The sequence below is a fragment of the Ruminiclostridium papyrosolvens DSM 2782 genome, from assembly GCF_029318685.1.
GTDB classification, from domain to species: Bacteria; Bacillota; Clostridia; order Acetivibrionales; family DSM-1351; genus Ruminiclostridium; species Ruminiclostridium papyrosolvens.
The window spans coordinates 3,531,342-3,550,678 of record NZ_CP119677.1; the positions used below are offsets into that span (position 1 = coordinate 3,531,342).

At 36.5% G+C, this 19,337-nt stretch carries 15 protein-coding genes; 7 read left to right on the plus strand and 8 right to left on the minus strand.

What is annotated here, in order from left to right:
* Window positions 1–179: 179 nt before the first annotated feature.
* The 3 genes from P0092_RS15770 to P0092_RS15780 form a co-directional block, all read right to left on the minus strand.
* A complete protein-coding gene (locus tag P0092_RS15770; RefSeq protein ID WP_004616548.1) occupies window positions 180–1,562 on the minus strand; it encodes a copper amine oxidase N-terminal domain-containing protein in 1,383 nt (460 codons plus the stop codon).
* Between the two features lie 28 nt (window positions 1,563–1,590).
* Window positions 1,591–4,392: a stalk domain-containing protein gene (locus P0092_RS15775; protein ID WP_004616546.1), complete on the minus strand. Its 2,802-nt coding sequence runs from the start codon at window positions 4,390–4,392 to the stop codon at window positions 1,591–1,593.
* A gap of 97 nt (window positions 4,393–4,489) precedes the next feature.
* Window positions 4,490–5,587: a hypothetical protein gene (locus P0092_RS15780; protein WP_004616544.1), complete on the minus strand. Its 1,098-nt coding sequence runs from the start codon at window positions 5,585–5,587 to the stop codon at window positions 4,490–4,492.
* Between the two features lie 342 nt (window positions 5,588–5,929).
* Between P0092_RS15780 and P0092_RS15785 the strand changes: the two genes are divergently transcribed.
* The 3 genes from P0092_RS15785 to P0092_RS15795 all read left to right on the plus strand — a co-directional run bounded on the left by P0092_RS15785 (window position 5,930) and on the right by P0092_RS15795 (window position 8,514).
* Entirely contained in the window at window positions 5,930–7,546 is a 1,617-nt protein-coding gene (locus P0092_RS15785; RefSeq protein WP_004616542.1) for a cellulase family glycosylhydrolase, read from the plus strand.
* A 107-nt stretch (window positions 7,547–7,653) separates the two neighbouring features.
* Entirely contained in the window at window positions 7,654–8,064 is a 411-nt protein-coding gene (locus P0092_RS15790; RefSeq protein WP_004616540.1) for a TIR domain-containing protein, read from the plus strand.
* Between the two features lie 9 nt (window positions 8,065–8,073).
* Window positions 8,074–8,514, plus strand: coding sequence for a DUF4231 domain-containing protein (locus P0092_RS15795; protein ID WP_004616538.1), 441 nt, complete (start codon window positions 8,074–8,076; stop codon window positions 8,512–8,514).
* Between the two features lie 12 nt (window positions 8,515–8,526).
* Here the strand turns inward: P0092_RS15795 and P0092_RS15800 are convergent, their stop codons facing one another.
* Window positions 8,527–8,805 (minus strand): hypothetical protein, encoded by a 279-nt coding sequence (locus P0092_RS15800; RefSeq protein WP_004616535.1) that lies wholly within the window; start codon window positions 8,803–8,805, stop codon window positions 8,527–8,529.
* A gap of 183 nt (window positions 8,806–8,988) precedes the next feature.
* Between P0092_RS15800 and P0092_RS15805 the strand changes: the two genes are divergently transcribed.
* The 3 genes from P0092_RS15805 to P0092_RS15815 are packed head-to-tail and all read left to right on the plus strand — an operon-like array spanning window position 8,989 to window position 13,205.
* Window positions 8,989–11,340 (plus strand): ATP-binding cassette domain-containing protein, encoded by a 2,352-nt coding sequence (locus tag P0092_RS15805; RefSeq protein ID WP_004616534.1) that lies wholly within the window; start codon window positions 8,989–8,991, stop codon window positions 11,338–11,340.
* Window positions 11,337–12,266: a serine hydrolase domain-containing protein gene (locus P0092_RS15810; protein WP_004616532.1), complete on the plus strand. Its 930-nt coding sequence runs from the start codon at window positions 11,337–11,339 to the stop codon at window positions 12,264–12,266. The genes P0092_RS15805 and P0092_RS15810 overlap by 4 nt, the downstream gene beginning before the upstream one ends.
* A gap of 36 nt (window positions 12,267–12,302) precedes the next feature.
* Window positions 12,303–13,205 (plus strand): alpha-hydroxy acid oxidase, encoded by a 903-nt coding sequence (locus P0092_RS15815; protein ID WP_004616530.1) that lies wholly within the window; start codon window positions 12,303–12,305, stop codon window positions 13,203–13,205.
* Between the two features lie 333 nt (window positions 13,206–13,538).
* Here P0092_RS15815 and P0092_RS15820 read toward each other — a convergent pair whose 3' ends face one another.
* The 4 genes from P0092_RS15820 to P0092_RS15835 all read right to left on the minus strand — a co-directional run bounded on the left by P0092_RS15820 (window position 13,539) and on the right by P0092_RS15835 (window position 18,540).
* Window positions 13,539–14,030, minus strand: coding sequence for a hypothetical protein (locus P0092_RS15820; RefSeq protein WP_004616528.1), 492 nt, complete (start codon window positions 14,028–14,030; stop codon window positions 13,539–13,541).
* Between the two features lie 35 nt (window positions 14,031–14,065).
* Window positions 14,066–14,668 carry a DUF6273 domain-containing protein gene (locus P0092_RS15825; protein WP_199398931.1) on the minus strand — a complete coding sequence of 201 codons (603 nt, stop codon included), beginning with the start codon at window positions 14,666–14,668 and terminating at the stop codon, window positions 14,066–14,068.
* Window positions 14,669–14,791: 123 nt separating this feature from the next.
* A complete protein-coding gene (locus P0092_RS15830) occupies window positions 14,792–17,833 on the minus strand; it encodes an FtsX-like permease family protein (RefSeq protein ID WP_276186967.1) in 3,042 nt (1,013 codons plus the stop codon).
* Between the two features lie 5 nt (window positions 17,834–17,838).
* Complete coding sequence (locus P0092_RS15835; RefSeq protein WP_004616520.1) at window positions 17,839–18,540, minus strand: ABC transporter ATP-binding protein; 702 nt, start codon at window positions 18,538–18,540, stop codon at window positions 17,839–17,841.
* A 172-nt stretch (window positions 18,541–18,712) separates the two neighbouring features.
* On the opposite strand from P0092_RS15835, the gene P0092_RS15840 reads away from it, so the two are divergent.
* Window positions 18,713–19,291, plus strand: coding sequence for a TetR/AcrR family transcriptional regulator (locus P0092_RS15840; RefSeq protein WP_004616518.1), 579 nt, complete (start codon window positions 18,713–18,715; stop codon window positions 19,289–19,291).
* Window positions 19,292–19,337: the final 46 nt, after the last annotated feature.

Sequence of the window (19,337 nt, forward strand, 5' to 3'; positions counted from 1 at the left end):
CCATTCATATCCTTTATTATTTATGTTCCTCCGATGGCTGAATAGGTGGTGTAATGTTAGCTGTGGAAAATCTAATGGTTTTGGAGAAACACTATATAAACACATATATAATTATATAAGCAAGGGGTTAGCTTTTTATGGAATTATTAGTGAAGGTTTTATGAAAGTTTTATGAAAGATTAATGAATTAAAGTTTTTAATTCCGCATTAATCTGTTTATTGCAGACCGGGTATTCATCAGGTGTGTAAATCTTCAAGCTTTCAGTATATTCCTCGATTGCTCTCAATATATACTTACGTTTATTGTTGTCCAAGCCTGACAAAACCTTGTAAATGTCACCCATATACTTGTGTAATTGAGCATACTCCAGAGGGTAGCTCTCTACTGTCATTACAGTCAGAGCTTCTTCATAAGCACACTCAGCAGAGTCAGCGTTTTTTTCCTTGTCTGTAATCAAGGACAAGGATTTGCAGACATTTCCTAAATTATATTGCAGTAATGCCCACATTTCTCCATTCTCCTCTTTATTTACTTTTTTCAGGAGTATTAGGTATTTATTCTGTGCTTTGATAAAACTTTTAACAGCCATTTGATTTTTACCAAGAGAATAATTAACCATACCCGTATTATAGTCGGTTAAAGCACTCTCTACACAGGTATCGTTCAAATAGTCTGATTTTTGTATTTCGGAATAGATTTTCGAAGCAGCGGTCAAATCAGCATTTTTTCCCGTTGCCTCCCACGAATTGAAATATGCATTTGCAAGATTGCTTAGGGTAATAAAGTAGTTTTTGCTCCGTTTATCAGACGAATAATTTCTCAGTGCATTAGTATAGGACGATATGGCATTTTGACTGTTTTTTTGTGCATCTCTGAACTCGGCAAGAATACTATAAGCATTACCCATATTATTTGTAACATGTGAATAGATTATTGGGGTTTCTTTTTCTGATATGTTTTCTAAAATGTTTTTATATTTTTCAATGGCCTCTTCCGGTTTTTTTGCACATAAAAGCACATCAGCATCATCTATCTGATCATATACTGTTTCTATTCCGTAAGGCTCAAATATATTCACAATTAAACCGTCTCCGGCAATTATAATATTGCCCTGACCGCTGACATTTATATTCCCGGTATCCCTGTTTGATAATACTATCAGGTTTTCCTTCCTGTCCCACCTGACTTTTGTTCCGAATTCCTGAGCTACAAACCTACTGCTTACATATGATATACCATTTATAATAACAGGAGGACTGTTTTGTAAAACATAAGTTTTATTAAGAATGGCAATATTACTGCCTATTTTAATTACAAGGGTACTCTCTGCTTTTTGTGCCTGTACTGTCTTGTTCTTTGAATCCCAGGTTATTTTCCATCCAAGAGCCTCAAGTACTGGTTTTATTGGTATAAAGGGTTCTTTATTTATTATTATGGGCTTAGCTTCAAAATCAAAGGAGGGAGTTTGTACTGTGTGAATATTTTCAGCATTTGCTTTTACAGCGCCTGCCCCTGTGGTAAGTAGTAATGTAATTATCATTAGCAGCAGCTTTTCTTTCACAGTAACTCTCCCCTTTGAACTATCACAACTATTTGCTTAAATCATTATTAATCCGTGTTATGTAAATTTTTATTTGCTCTATTTCAGCTTCATTTTTTATATTTTTTATAGCTTTATTATAATACTTTAGTGCCTCTAATAGATTTTTCTGTTTATCTTTAACCTCGGATAAGTCTAAAAAGCAGATACCAAGTTGTTTTTGTATTTTGGTATACATTGCAGGATTATCTTTTTCCTGCAACATGGTTTCAGCCCTTTGATAAGCTTCTATTGCACTTGTAAGGTTTTCCTCCCTATTCTTGAACTTAGATAAAGCATAGTACATATATCCAAGATCCGTATTAAATTCCGGAGCATTTATAGAACCATTTTCATCAATATAGTAAGCTTTCAGTTCCTTGAATATTTCTTGTGATTTATTTAATATATCTTCTGAGCCCTTTAGCTGTGCTAAATTAACGTATAATAAAGCCTGATTAGCTTTGACTTCCATGTATTTACCGGGATTTTCTTCCAAGGTGTACACTTTTAACGCTTCCTGACATGCCTCAACACCCTTTATAATTGCGTTTTCAGAGGGACTTGCCTCAGCAATTGCAATACTTAAATATCCTATACAGTATTGGGAATAGGCATAGTCTAGGGGGTATTTATCCAATGTGTATACCTTCAGAGATTCCTCATAACAATCCCGGGTTTTTGTCAGATTTTCTGCCGTATCTTTGATTTCAGACATCGCCCAGTACGCTGATCCCATATTTATTACTGTATCTGCATACCGTATTGGGTACTTGTCAAAGGTATATACCTTTAATGCTTCCTTGGAAGCTTGTAAGGATTTATTTATTGTTTCTTGGTCATCTAATACATCTCCTATATTCATATAAGTAATTGCCAGATTGCTTTGTATTAAAGCATAACTCATTGGCTGTTTTTCCAAGGTATTCACTCTCAGAGCCTCACTGTACGCTTCTATAGATTTATTCAGATTATCCAGTTTAAGTGTTAATGCGTACAAAGCTCTATAAGCGTTTCCCAAATTGTTTTTTACGTCTGCGTAATACATGGGATAATTCTCAAATGTAAGTATCTTTAGTGCCTCATCATACAATTTAATAGCTTTTTCAGTATTTGCCTGTCTGTCATCTAATTCGCCAAGGCCTTTATAGCATTTTCCCAAATAAGAAGTATTTAAAGAGTAATCTAATGGATATTTGGTGGAAGTATACACTTTTAAGGCTTCATTATATGCATTTATAGCCTTCATAAGATTTGCCCTCTTTGAGCTAAGACTGGCGAGTTTGAAATAGACTGTTCCAAGCCTGTTCTGCGCATCTGCATAATTTAAAGGGTATCTCCCTATTGAGAGAACTTTTAGGCTCTCGTTGCAGGCTGCTACTGCCTTAGTGAGGTTTTCCCCTGAATTTCTTACCTCTGAAAGCTTAACATAGGTAGAACTAAGGCACATATTGGTTACGGCATAGTTAACAGGGTACTCTTCCGGGGTAACAACCTTTAAGGCTTCGTTGTAAGCTTTTATAGCTTTTAAGGCATTCTCTTCACGGTCTCTTATATCAGCTAACTTCCCATAGCACTGACCTATATTGTTTTGCACGTATCCGTATTCATTCGGATATTTATCTATACTGCATACTTTCAAAACTTCATTGAATTCTTCAAACGCCTTGGATATATTTTTTTCGGAATCTGACAGCATTCCCAATCCCGTATAAATTAATCCCAAGGTATTGTGTAATTTAATATTCTTCTGGATATTTTTTTCAGGTGTAAAATACTTTAGTGCCTCATTGCAATACTCCATAGCAGTTTCAAGATTTTTTTGACGATCTTTACTACCTGCCAACACTAAATAAGCAGAACCCAGATTGTTTTGTATTTGAGCATACTCTTGGGGGTATGCATCCCGACTGTATACTTTCATAGCTTGTGAGTATGAATCCAAAGCTTTAGAAATATTTTTTTCAGTATCTCTTACCTGTGCCAGAATAACATATGAATACGCCAAGCCATTTCGGGCGGCCGCATATACCACCGTGTTTTTTTCAGGAGTACTGACTTTAAGTGCGGCCTCATACGCCATAACCGCTTTTTCCGCATTGTCTTCCATGTCAATCATTGCAGCAAGCCTGTTATATGCATTACCTATGTTTACCTTGGTTCTCCCGTATTCCTCAGGATTTTGTGTGCTTGAAATATTCTCAAGGACTGTTTCATACATACCTATAGCTCCGGTAAAATTATTATTTTCCAGAAGCTTGTCGGCATCATTTATCTTATCGTTGATTTCGTTCACTCCGTATTTGTTTGTTATGTTTACCAGAATATTATTTCCTACAGCTATTACACATTCGTTGGAATTCTGAACATTTACATTAATATTATTTTTTGAGCCGGATATGTATAAAGTGTTTTCATTGCTTTTCCATTTAACAATTTTCTTCAGACCGCTTTCAATTGCCTGTACAGGTACATATAACCTTTGCTGATGCAAATATGAAACTGAGCCCAAAGTAATTTTTTTGCCGTCTGCTGTTATCTCTCGGCTGCCAAGCTTGGAGGAAATCAGCTTACCATTCTTCATTGCTATGGCAGTATTTGTATTTTTATCCCAGCTTACACTATATCCGAACAAGGTCATAGTTTCTCTGAAAGGTACAAAAAGCTGATTATTTACAAGTTGCAAAGGCATAGCAAATTCTATTGTTTCATTATCAATTTTGATTTTAAGCTTATCAGAATTTGCCCCTACAGAAGTTATTTGCGCAATAATAATTAACGCAGATACCAATATTCCTAAAATTTTTTTCATAAGATTCTCTCCGACATTTATTTTTATTTTGTTTCTCATTACTTTACATACATTACTGTCTTAGAGGTATAAATTTTGCTGCTTAAATTGTAAAGTTCTATTTTTTGCTTTTATCAGTGGATTGAGCTGATGATGCAGCTGTCTTCCCTTTGGAGCATGAAGTATCTGAAGCCTCATTAGTTTTGTTGTTATTAATTATAATGTTGTTACCTACCCCAATGTTTAAATCAGAACTTCCTGATATATTTATATTTATGTCGTTATTTTTCTGCTCGGTTTGAGTCTTTATATTATTATTTGTTTTTGGTCTGTTTATAGTTTTATTTTTGGATTTATCAACAGAAGCAGGACTTTTTTTCTGATTATTATTCTGGTTTTCCCGACTTGGGTTTGTTTTATTTTCATCCGACTTCTTTGTCGGCACTGTTTTGTCTTTTTTTGCCGCAACTTCCCCTTGAACTGCTTCTACAGGCTTCTTTGACTGATTTGCTGATTGAGAGGCTTGAGTTGGATTTATGTCAGAAGCTACTTTTTTATTATTGTTACTTGCCTGAATAAATGTATAGCTTAAAATAGCAACAATCAAAATCACGGTTAAAACGCTTCTCGCTTCTATAAACTTTTTTGCATTACCAAGTTTGTTTCTTGGTATCACATTGATTTCACTGTTTTTTAGTAGAGAATTTTTCTTATTGCTTGTACTTTCCTGATTATTTTTAATCAGCTCAAGATCAAACTTAACAATTCCTTTATAGCCCCCTTCCAGTCCCTTATCCAACTCCAAGCTGTAGTCATCTTCACTGCCGAGCTTACCGGTAAGTCCGTTACTTATGTCTGCATCAGGTACATCGTAGGACCATGAAGTACATACATTTAAAGATTCTTCGATAAATTCACCAAAGTCTTTTATTTCCGTAAGCATTTGTTTTATTTCTTCTGTAACGGAAGAGCAGTCAATTACAGTTAGTATTTCTTTTCTAATCATTTTACGCTGTACTTTACTTGTTTCTTTTACTGCAAAATCTACAATTCTGTATATATCTTCAGATTTAATTTCTGTTTTGTTATTTTTCCATTTAGATATTATGGAAACTTCTTTAAGTAAATATCTATCTGCCAGTATATTTGCATTTTTTTTTGTTATTTTAAACAAAATACCTAATATGGTTTTAAGATTAAAACAGTTATCTTCCATACAATACTCCTATTAGGGGTTTCTTTTAGAATTTTTATTAAATTTAATACATTTATTAATATTTTACCATAAATTATCAAGTATTGTAATCAAATTACATTCTCTTTTATGGTTTAACGACAAAAAAAGATATTTTGTTGTATATATGTTGATTATATGGTATTATTTGTATGACTTTTAATTATTTAGTCCATGGAGGTGATAGGTGGATAAAAAGTACAAATTAAAGGTTCCTTGAAGTACTTTTCTCATTTATTCCAATTCACAACTTTCATTCCCTTAAATATTTAATTTCCAAAAGAGAAATGTATTAGTATTTTATTTTATTTGGGAGGAAAAAGTATGAAAAAAACAATTAGTTTATTTCTTGTGTTAGTAATGTTTTTGACATTATTAATCCCGTCAGTAACAAAGGTTTCAGCAGCGGAACCCGGTGTGGCAGAGCCCGGTGATGACTGGCTGCATGTTGAAGGCACAAATATTGTAGACAAATACGGCAATAAGGTATGGATTACAGGTGCCAACTGGTTTGGTTTCAATTGCCGTGAAAAAATGCTTTTGGATTCATATCACAGTAATATTGTTGCGGATATCGAAATGGTTGCAGACAAAGGAATTAACGTTGTCAGAATGCCTATTGCAACAGATCTGTTATATGCCTGGAGTAAAGGTGAATATCCTGCTTCTACGGATACAAGCTACAATAATGCCGCTCTGGAAGGCTTGAACAGTTACCAGCTTTTTAACTTTATGCTGGAAAACTTCAAAAGAGTCGGTATCAAGGTTATTCTCGACGTACATAGTGCAGAAACTGACAATATGGGTCATACCTATCCCTTATGGTATAACGGCACCATAACAGAGGATGTGTTCAAGGCAGCATGGGTTTGGGTGGCTGACCACTATAAAAACGATGATACTATTATTGGTTTTGATTTAAAAAATGAACCTCATACAAATGCAGGAACATTGAAAATGAAATCCCAAAGTGCTATCTGGGATGACTCAGCACACGCAAACAACTGGAAAAGGGTAGCACAAGAAACGGCCCTTGCAATAATGAAGGTTCATCCTAACGCATTGATTTTTGTTGAAGGTGTTGAGATGTACCCAAAAGATGGTTTATGGAATGATGATTCCTTTGATACAAGTCCATGGACAGGTACCAATGACTACTACGGCAACTGGTGGGGCGGCAACCTGAGGGGTGTAAAAGATCACCCTATTAATCTGGGAGCTTATCAGAAGCAGCTTGTTTATTCACCTCATGACTACGGTCCTATGGTTTTTGAGCAGGAGTGGTTCAAAGGTGATTTCCCGACCTGCGATGATGCCACAGCAAAGAAAATTCTTTATGAAAAGTGTTGGAAGGACAATTGGGCTTATATTATGGAAAACGGAACTTCCCCTCTGCTTATAGGTGAATGGGGCGGACTCACGGAAGGAGAAGACAAACTTCTGGAGGCCAATAAGAAATATCTTAGAAGTATGAGAGACTACATTTTAGAAAACAAATACAAACTCCATCACACTTTCTGGTGTATAAATATTGACTCAGCGGATACAGGAGGACTTTTTACCCGTGGTGAAGGAACCGCTTTCCCCGGCGGAAGAGACCTGAAATGGAATGACAATAAGTACGACAACTACTTATATCCCGTACTATGGAAAAACAGCGAAGGAAAGTTTATCGGTCTGGATCATAAAATCGTCCTTGGTAAAAATGGTGTATTACTTGGCAGCCCTGATGAACCAACTATATTATATGGAGATGCTAATAAGGACGGACAAATTGATACACTTGATTTGATTGCCTTGAAGTCATATATTTTAGGCATTAATCAGAACATTGACACAAAGGCGGCTGACCTTAACAGGGACAACTCAATAGATGCTTTGGATATGCAAATTCTAAAAGGATATATTTTGGGGCTGGTGACTCAACTGCCTTTAGGGTAATTAGAAACATGTCAAAAGGGAAGTCGTCAAACGACTTCCCTTTTGACATGTTTTCTATAGTACAGGCATACAATGTACTATAATCTTACAAATATTGAGAGGATAAAATGGTAAATATATTTTTATCATGCAGCAGTCACGACCAAACATATATTAAGTATATAATTGCTGACTTGGGAACACTGCCTGAAAAATATAAACTGTTTTACTTTTTGCCTCCTTACAAAAAGAACATCCCCATTGACAATATCCTTGAAAGATTATATGAAATTGACTTGTTCATTTTGTTTATAACAAGTAATTCACTTAACAGCCAATTTGTACAGCGTGAATTGAGTCAGGCAATTTATTTAAATAAATTAAACAGAATTAAAGAAATATGCCCCATTTCATTGGATAGCAGTATTGATGTATCTAAGGACAACCGAATACCGGAATATATCAAAAAATATATTCATTTATCCGAATCGCCTTTAAATACATTGCAAATAGTAAGGAATTTTATAATGAGTTATTAGGTAAACCATATGAATGATAAAAACAGATTTTATGCTAAAAATTATTTATACAGAAACCTTAATTATTATGATAAAAAGGCAGCCTCCAACAAAAAGCTGTACAACCTTTTTGTTGTTCTGGACATAGTTATTTCAGCCTTTATTCCTTTTACCGCCTTATTTAATGATGTATTTTTCCAGACCAAATATATTGTTGCCCTCATGGGTTCATTTATTACTATCCTGTCTGCTTTTAAGACAAGTTTCGGTTTACAAAAAAAGTGGATTGAATACCGTACAACGGCTGAAATTCTGGAATATCACAAACGCCTGTATCTAACTGAATCAGCTCCTTATAACAAGCTAAACAGGCATGAATTGCTGATTTCAAATGTTAAGTCCATAGTTGAAAAGGAAAATAAAGCTTGGAGGTCTGTTGAGCTTAGCATAAAAAAGCCCTCAAGAAACTAATATATTAAATTATTAAACATTTAATATTGTGTAAGTCTTTAAAAAGATATCCTTTTTACATGGATACCTTTCTCCGTCAACTCCTGTTATAATATAGTCTCCCTTGCTGATATAATGCTTTCCCTCCAGCGTTATTATAAACGGAATCTCATTACAAGTATCAGGGTTTACATAATTATCAGTATCCAATCCTGCATTAATAGCAGTCTGAATGTCATCAAAACCGTCTTCTAGCCCTCGTCTGTATTCAATTGCTTCAATTGGTATAGGGTTTTTAATATATTTTGCCAAATTAGCTTCACCTCATGGATATTATCGCTCATTACGATATTTTTTATTCAAATTCGCCATAGTCCTCAATACATAATATGTAAAAAAGTATAAAATGCTATAATTAATTAAAATTGTTCAATATTCTTTACTTTATGTTTATGGTAAAATTATCATATATTTTTTATTGTGGGGTGAATCTCAATTAACGATTTTATTGAAATCAAAAATGCAAGAATACATAATCTTAAAGGAGTAGACATAAAAATCCCTAAAAACAAACTTACGGTTATTACCGGAGTATCCGGCAGCGGAAAATCAAGTCTGGCTTTTGATACCCTTTATGAAGAAGGCAAACGTCGCTATCTCATGTTTTCAGGTACTCAGTTTATGATTGACAGCACACCCACCTTTGACTCAATAACGGGCCTTTCTCCTACTGTTGCAGTTGAACAGAGAATTATCCGGCAGTCCAACCCACGCAGTACGGTAGGTACACGTACAAAAATCAGCAATATCCTTGCCATGTTATTTGCAGCTTATGGGACTAGTGACAGCAGCTTTAATGACGGTCTTCCACTGTCTATGGAAATGTTCCAGAAGAATTCTCCTAAGGGTATGTGCGTTAAATGCCTGGGGTCAGGAATTGTAAAAAAAGTAGATGAAGGAAAGCTTTTTGGAAACTTGTCTTTAAAGGTTGAAGATGTTTGTCTGGGAGTTGGCAAACGAGGCAGTACCAAGAAATTGCTGGACAGCTTTTACAAGCACCATAACATATCACCAAGTCAGGAATTATCCTCCCTTTCAGAGGAGCAGTTATTCTCCCTGAAATACGGGGACGGCGGAAAGTCCTCTTTTATGGGATTTATTCCATGGATATTCCATGTTACAAATGGTGCATTTTCAACTAATAGTCGTCTTTCCTATTTGCTCACGGAAGCAGGCTACATGACAAATTCCTCTTGTCCGAAATGCGGCGGTACGGGGCTTGGGGTGCACGCCTCCAGCACTACCATAGGAGGTAAAACTATATCTGAACTTGATAGCATGTACATTAAAGACCTGTTTGAGTTTCTCGGCAGTGCTCCTTTAAAAAGCTCGCCTCTCCTAAATGAGATAATAAGCAAGCTTTCTTGTATGGTTGACGTGGGACTTCACCACCTCTCCCTCTCCCGTCCGGTACCAACTCTGTCCGGGGGTGAGATACAAAGATTGTTTCTGGCATCATACATTATTGCTGAAATGGACAGTATAATATTTGTTTTTGACGAACCCACAATTGGTCTCCATGAAGTGGAAAAAGAAAAGCTTATTTCAATAATAAGTAATCTTGTAAACCGTGGTAATACGGTAATAGCTGTAGAGCATGACGAAAACTTCATGCGTTGTGCCGATTATATTATTGACCTTGGCCCCCTTGCGGGAATAAACGGCGGAGAGCGGATTTTCCAAGGGAGCTTTAAAGAATTTCTGGATTGTAACAGTTCAAACACATCACCCTATTTAAGAGATAACGGCCTTTTAAATATAAAGCAAATCTACAGAACAGTTAATTCTGACAAAACACTCAAAATTGAGAATGCAAATATTCATAATCTTCATAACGTAAATGTCACCATTCCCTTAGGCTTAATGGTAGGTGTTGCAGGAGTATCCGGCAGCGGAAAATCCAGCCTTATTTCAGATACCCTCGTTCCTAAGTTAAAAACTTTGCTAAATGATAAATTTGTTGGGAGCGAAGACGAGGAAAGTGAAGAAATTTCGGAAGATAATTCTGCTATAACTGGATGGGAGCAAATTAAAAAATGCTTGGTAATAGACCAAAAGCCTATCGGCAGAAGCCGCACCTCTTGTCCTGCTACCTACACAGGAGTTTTTGACCGAATCCGCACTTTATTTGCAAAGGAAAGCGGTATGCCTTCCGGGCTTTTTACCGTTAATTCTGAAGGTGGCTGCAAGATTTGCAAAGGTGACGGTGAAGTACATTATCATGTGGGGTTTGGGAATTTTATTGATACCCAATGTGATGCCTGCAGTGGAACAGGGTTTATACCCCAAGCTCTTGAAGTAACTTTGGACGGTAAAAATATCAGAGATATCCTTTCCCTCACCGTAGATGAAGCGGTAGCCTTTTTTAAAGGCAAGGATAATCAGATAGATAAAATACTTGCTACCCTCCAAAGAGTAGGTATGGGTTATATAACTCTTGGACAAAAGACACCAACTATTTCAGGAGGTGAAAGTCAGCGTATAAAGCTGGCAAAGGAACTTTCAAAGGGACAATCAGCTAAGGATTCTGTTTATGTACTGGATGAACCTACAACGGGCTTGTCTTTTCACGATAGTGTAAGGCTTATGAAGCTCATGGAAGAACTTGTAGAAAAAGGCAATACAGTTATTGTCACCGAACATGACCCTTATATATTGTCTAACTGTGATTACATAATTGAAATGGGACCGGGTGGTGGAAGTGACGGTGGAGAACTTATTGCAGCAGACTCTCCCGCAGCTTTGAAAAACAACCAAAACTCCATAATAGGAAGGTACTTGAAATGAACAACAAGCTCTCACAACATATAGACACTTATATAAAGCAAAAGCAATACAGACTTATAAACAGTATTCTTCTGTTTAAGGATGGTCAGCCCATTGTGGAAAAGTATTATAATAAATTCACTAAAAACAGCCGTAATAATATAAAATCCATATGGAAAAGCATTTTATCTGTTTGTACGGGAATATGTCTTGATAAGGGTTACATAAAAAGTATTGATGAGCCTGTTGCAAATTATTTAAGTGAATTTGCTGCTGACAATCATCCCTATCACAAGCTGATTACCATTAGACATCTGCTGAACATGTCTTCCGGCATTTACTGGAACGGCGGAATTCATTATCACTGCCCCATGCTTGAGCAGCTCTGGCGTTCTGATAATTGTCTGGAGCATTTGGCTGATATAGCAATGGCAAATGTTCCGGGAGCAAAATTCGTCTATAAGGAATGGGACGTCATTTTACTCTCTGCAGTTATTTCCAAGGCCGCCAAAATGGATACCTACGAATTTTGCAAGACTTATTTGTATGAGCCTCTTGGAATAACAAGCGACGAATGGGCAAAACTGCCGGGAGGTATAAATTACAATATAGACAGAGATTTCGCTATTGAGGCTCACTCCGATTTATCTGCTAATGATTTGGCCAAGCTTGGTTTTCTGCTTCTAAATAAAGGTAACGATATTTTAAGCGAAAGCTATATAAATGCTGCTGTTCAGCCTTCTCCTAACGCACAGGAATACGGCTCTCTTTTCTGGCTTTTTGAAGGTGGCTTTGCCTGCAGGGGTTACGGAGGTCAAGGGATAAATGTAGTCCCCGGCAAAAATATTGTATATGTAATTCAGGCAACTCCTACAAGCAGCAGCAAAAGCTATGAGGATGTATTCAGGTTGTGTATGGATTACTTGGACAAGGGAAGTATAATGTAATAAACTTCAAATAAAATACACAGGTGGAGGTTTAAGATGAAACAAAATATACAACATAATTACAGAGCAGGAGATTCAGATGAAATCACCCGCCACTACTTTGATTCCCTTCTGATTGAAATGCGTCACATAGATTCTGTACTACCGTCTACTGCACTGGAGCTTTATGGCGAAAATTTTTCTTCACCTATTATGACCGCTGCATTGTCTCATCTCAAAATCGATGGAAACAACGGAATGGTAGAAATGGCAAAAGGTGCAAAGGCTTCCAATGCAGTCATGTGGACAGGCATGGGTGATGAAGCTGAGTTGGAAGCAATAACAGCCACCGGTGCCAAAACAATTAAAATTATTAAGCCTCATTCTGATAATAATATAATTTTTAAGAGAATTGAACATGCTGAGAAGTGCGGAGTACTCGCCCTTGGCATGGATATAGACCATTCCTTTAACAGTAAAGGAGATTTTGACAATGTTTTGGGCTTTCCTATGTCTGGTAAAACCCTTGATGAAATCAAAGAATTTGTAAATGCCACAAAACTGCCTTTTATAATTAAAGGTGTACTTAGTGAAAAGGATACCTATAAATGCCTTGAAGCAGGTGTTAAGGGTATAGTAATCTCTCATCACCACGGAATTATAGATTATGCAGTTCCTCCACTTATGGTACTGCCTAAGATTGCAAAAATGGTAAAACGCAGTATACCGATTTTCGTAGATTGCGGTATTGCCAGCGGTATAGACGTATTTAAGGCATTGGCTCTTGGTGCTGACGCAGTTTCCGTTGGTCGTACCTTAATCCCTCACCTGAATAAGGACGGCGCCGACGGGGTGCGGAATATAATCGAAGAAATGACTAAAGAACTTGCAGGTGTAATGGCAAGAACTTGTTCAAAGGACATTGCCTCCATTGATGCTTCCGTGATTTGGCAAAGATAATTTAAAGGGTAGCTGTAAAACAGAAAGTTTTCTTTTTTAACACAGGTACTCCCGTATAAAATTGTATCAATGATTGCTTCCAAGATATTTGCAAGAGTTTATATCGGCTCATCTTAGGATATTTTACCGTCGCTCACATTCATCATCCATGATTCATTGTGTCGCTAAAACCTACCTCGTATAGGTTTTCCGGTAAAATATCCTCATTCGCCGATAAACAACTGCAAATATCTTTAACCAAGCTTCCATTGATACAATTTATACTCGCGTACAGGTAAAAAAGATAAAATTTAATGCTACAACAACACCTTCAGCTTGTAGACTTATGCCTATCTACCTGATTATTCCTTCTTGAGTCTCTATTTTATTCACAAAATCCATATTGTAACGTACAGCACCATGGTCTTTAATTACAGTACATCTTGTAATGCGGATAGCTAAAATAACGCAGTTTTCATTCTTTTCATCATTTGCGTGGTCGTACCATTCGGCAAATGTCTTACGAAGTTTAGTCCTTATTTCAGCATTTTTGGGGTCTAATACCCATCCGAGGTTTTCGCCAATTCCATTTCCTGAAAACCACCCCAAACAAACCGAAAATGCAACCTCATTATTTTGAGCTATCTGCTGCATCTTTGTTGATGCGCCCCAAGTTGTAACATAAAACACGCCATCCTCATAATAAGCATCTACATCACGGACATATGGACGGGATTTTCCTTCGCTGTTTGGTTCCATTGCGATAGTTGAGAGAGAGATGATATTATCTTTTCCGTTGCCGCATCTTTCCTCGATTAATTTTAATCCTTCTTCGTACCTGCCCAATTTTAACTCCTCCTACTGCTAAATTTATCAACATATTACAGCTTGAGCCACAAGGCAGGACGAACACCGCCTGTGCATCTGCCGTCGCTGATGTTGCCCTTTAATATATTGTTGCCTTGGATACCTATATTACCGTCAGTCCCGTGGATGTACACTGCTTTTACGTTTATGCGGCCGGGGGACCGAAGCCACCACCAACTACCCCATTCTGTACCCTGAATTCTTGCTATTCGCTTACTGTTGTTTTCATCTTTTCTTTCAAACCAATACCTCTGATTTTTTCCCGGATTATAAAGTTTTGAAAGGCTGTTACCGAAGTACTTGCAAACCTCCTCAACACTTAATAAAAAAATACTGTCTTGGGTATCTTCTCCGCCTTTTGATTTATACCACTGATTGTCAGGATTATTATTTAGTACCTGAATTATTCTTGATTTATCAGCTGCGGTGAATTTGTCATAAAATTCACTGTTGAGATACTCTCTTAAGGAGCATTCAGCCCATGTTATATCTATATAAGCGTTGTGGTAAGAACGCTGCTCTATAATATATTCGGTTATAACCAAAGCCCTATCGTTTATTATGTCAAGTACTCGCCAATCATAACTGCCAAATGATATTTTATCTCCTACTTGCATATTTAACCCCATATCTAATATAAATTTTCCGTGTTTTACAATATTCGACATTATTTAATCGTATTATAGCATAGTTAGTCTGGTGAAGCTACCAAAATATAAAATATTGATATTGTTTTATCTCTACTCCACCGACTTCAGTGATTCTATCATATCAATCGTCTGCAATTTGAAATAAGTTACTACTTGCATAACCACAGAGAATATAACTGTGAGTAGCGATGCCAGTAAAAAGCTAAGCCATTTTATTTTTTTGAACAGCACCATTGAATTTTCTCCAATTACGTCTGTTACCAGACCGTGGATATAAATTCCCAATATCAAGCCCACCCCAATACTGATTAACGTAAGGATAAAGGCTTCACGGTAAATATAACCGTTTGTTTCTTCATCAGTAAAACCCAGCACCTTCAGCGTTGCAATTTCACGGGTTCGCTCACTGATATTGATGGAGGTCAGGTTATAAAGAACAATAATTGCTAAAAGCGAGGCAACTACCACAAGCAACAGAATTATGCTGTTAAGGCTTTCATTACTGTCAAGAACTTTCTTTATCAAGTCACCGTTAAATACCACATTTAAAACAAAGCCACTGTCAATAAGCCTTTCTGCAAAAGCCTTTTCATCTGCTTTATGATTTGACACAATAGCGTTATAGGATGCAGCTTTACCAAAAATCTTATGGTACATATTATTGTTCATATAAATATAATCAGCTGTATAGTTTTCTGCAATACCGCCAACGGTCAGCTTATATGAATTATTTTCAGCATCTTTTACTGTAATGGTATCGCCTTTTCCTGCATTATAAACCTCTGAAAGTTTTTTCGTAATAATGACGCCACTGTCATTCAGGGTTAACTGATTTTTGTCAGAAGAAGTTCTCAGATTAAAATATTTATAAAAAGCCTTCTCATTAGCAGGCACTATTAAAAAAGCGTCGTAGGTTTTGCTCTTTGTTTCACATTTCAAGGCAGTCTGCTTGATTAACAGTGGTTCCGTTACCTGTTCCTTTGTTAAAAGGTTTTCCAAATCGCCTTGTATATTTTTTACTTCGTCTTTTAAAATAAACACATTGTCATAACGGAAGATTTCACCATACTGCTTTTCCGCAACACCATTCATACTGTCCCTCAGACCAAAACCGACAAGAAGAAGGGCTGTACAACCTGCTACTCCAACAATAGTCATTAAGGCTCTCTTTTTATACCTGAACATATTTCTCAAAGTAACCTTCCACGTAAAGGACAAGCGGCTCCATAGAGGTTTAATTCTTTCCAGAATAATTGTTTTACCGTTTTTAGGGGGAACCGGGCGCATTAGTGCCGATGGCTTCTGCTTCAGCTCTTTGTAGCATGACATAACCGTTACTATGCTCATAAGGACAAAGGTAATAAGTAAAATTAACGAAAATGTTCCCATGCTGTATTTAATAGCAAGAGGCGGCAGATTAAATCTGAAGGTTGAATAAATCAACGGGGGAATAATACCACAGCCGGTGAAGAATCCTACAGCAGCTCCCAAGCCTGAAGCAGACAGTACATAGAACAGATAGGTTGAAATTATACTTCTGTCTTTGTACCCCAATGAGGTTAACGTACCCAGCTCGCTTCTCTCTTCCTCTATCATCCTGACCATTGAGTTTGATGCCATGAGCATTACAATGAGTATGAAAAAGAATGGAAAAAGTGCTGCAACGGACGAAACCACGTCTATACCGGATTTTAGTTCCCTATATCCTACGGCTGCTTCTCTGCCAAATATATGCCATTTTGGCTTTTCAATATCAGAAACGTCTTTTTCTGCATTACTTATCTTCTCTTGCGCATCCGTTATTTCCTTATTAAACTTTTCCAGATTTTTATTATACTCCGCATACCCGTCCTTCAATTTTTTTTCATTCTCAGCTAATTCTATTTTACCCTCTTCTATTTTCTTTGCAGCTTTAGCAATTTCACCGTTAAAGGTTTTAATCCCCTTATCTAACTTTGCTTCCTGAGTGGTCAATTCAGTTATTGATTCTTTGAGCTTTATCAAGCCTTTTTGCATTTCGGAATATTGATTTATAGTGGCATTGAGCTTTATATATTCCGGACTTTCCGCGGGAAGCTGGCTTAACTGTACCTTCATTCCCCCAATGGCGGAATTCAGCTCACTGATTTTTGTGTTTAATTCTTCTTTCTTTAATTTATTTTGATTAAGTGCATTATTTATATCCTTCCAACCCGTGGATATCTTTGCTTTTGCCGAAGCAAACTCCGCATTTTGCTTTTCGGTATTTCTTTTCAATTTAGCCTCGTTGGCTATAAGCTCAACTTTTCCTTTTTCCAGTTTTCCGGCATTTTCATCAAGGGTAGCTTTTGCGTCAGCCAGCTTCTTTTCGCCTTTTTCCTTCTCATCCTTCAATTTGGTTTCATTTTTTCTTATTTCACTGTCAGCTTTTGTATAAATCTCCTGATATCTCGCATTTTCTCTGTCCGACTTTATTTTCAGAAGTTCGTCTTTCAGCTTTGAGGCTTCAGTATCATACTCTTTGGAATATGCCGCTGTTTTTACGGTACCTGCTTCAATAAGATATATTTCCGTATACGCATCTATAATAAAATTATCCTTGTTAATAAAAGCAAAGGAGGACAGCTTTCCGTCACCTATAGTGGTGTTTCCATAGTCTTCGGCAAGGTAAAGCGCTGTTTTTACTGTGCCTGTAACGGTATATTCCTTGTTTTTCAGCTTTTTGTCCGTATCGCTTGTAATTTTTATTTTCTCCCCTGTTTTGTAGGTTTTGCTGTCTGCAATACACTCGTCATCTTTTTCAGGCATTCTGCCGTCCTCAAGTTTAAAGCTATTAACCCCCTCTTCTATTGCATGAACCCTAATAGCCTTATCTTTATTCAAAACATCCAGTGAATAGCTTGGTATCACTGTACTTACATTTTTAAGTTTCTTAATAGCATTAACATCTTGGTCAGTCAAACCCAATGTACTGACTATTTTAAAATCAAATAGATTATTCTCTTTATAGTATTTATCTGCTATGTCTGTAATATCAGGTGTCGTGGCTTGTATCCCTGCAAAAAAACCAACACCTATCATTACTATAATAAAGAGGGATATATATCTTCCAAAGGATTTCTTTATTTTTTTAAGAGTATTTTTATACAGCATATTAATCACCACACAATCTCTGCGGCTTTTTTAGGATTATTGTTTTTAATAACATCCACAACCGTGCCATTTTTTATTTTTATTATCTTATCTGCAATATCTGCAATGACTGCATTATGAGTAATTAAAACTGTAGTCATACCCATTTCCTTACAGTTTTTTTGCAAAAGCTCAATAATCCTCTGACCTGTTACGCTGTCCAAGGCACCTGTTGGTTCATCACACAAAAGCAGCTTTGGATTTTTTGCAATTGCCCGTGCTATAGCTACTCGCTGCTGCTCTCCTCCTGATAGTTGAGTTGGGAAACTCGCCATTCGGTCAGCTAACCCAACCTGTTCCAAGACCGTTTTGGGGTCCAATGAATCTGAACATATCTGACAGGCAAGTTCGACGTTTTCCAGTGCAGTGAGATTCCCTACAAGGTTATAGAATTGAAATACAAATCCTATATCCTTACGTCTGTAGCTTACAAGCTTTTTTTTGTTGTATTTATGGATTTCGTTGCCATCAACAATAAGTTTACCGTCGCTGGGACTGTCCATACCACCCAGAAGATTTAAAACTGTAGTTTTACCTGCGCCTGACGGACCAAGTATGACAACCAGCTCGCCTTTTTCTATTGAGAAAGTACAATCATCAACTGCCGTAATCTTAACGTCACCTACTGCATATTCTTTTTTAATATTTTCAAACTTTATAAGCGCCATTCTCTGCCTCCGATTTATTAAACACTGTGTTGACAATCCAACTTAGATATATTATATTGACAGTGTGAAACTAATACAACAATCAGAATTTTAATAAATGTAAGTTACCCAACAAATACTAAAAAAATGTTTAGTATTTAGCAAAACTAATTTTTGGTACGGGGAGGCACTTATGGAAACAAAGAATTCGGACCGCCGTGTAAAATACACCAAGATGGTTATTAAAGACAGTTTTGTAAAGTTTTTAAAAGAAAAACCTTTATCAAAAATTACAGTTAAAGAAATCTGTGAAGATGCGGATATTAACCGAGCAACTTTTTACGCACATTATACTGACCAGTATGATTTACTTCAACAAATTGAAAATGAAATTATTGGCGATATTAATCTATACTTAAATGAATACAATTTTGAAGAAACCAATTTAATTGACGTTAGAATTATAGAGAGAATTCTTGATTATATTGCTGATAACGCCGAACTTTTTGACCTTTTGCTCAATTTAAACGGGGATATGAAGTTTCAGCAAGAATTCATTATTATTATAGGGCAGCAGCATTTTCTTCCTATTCTCGGAAGCAACTCAGTAAATAAAGATGATGCAGAATATTTATTCCACTTTTTAGCCTCAGGTGCTGTGGGCGTCATTCAAATGTGGCTCAAAAGCGGAATGAAAAAATCAGCCAGAGATATATCAGAATTAATACTAAAAACCTCAAATAACGGCAGGACAGCTTATATGCCGCAATAAAAAAGTGGCCCTTGCAAAACAAAATCAGTTTTGCAAGAGCCACTTT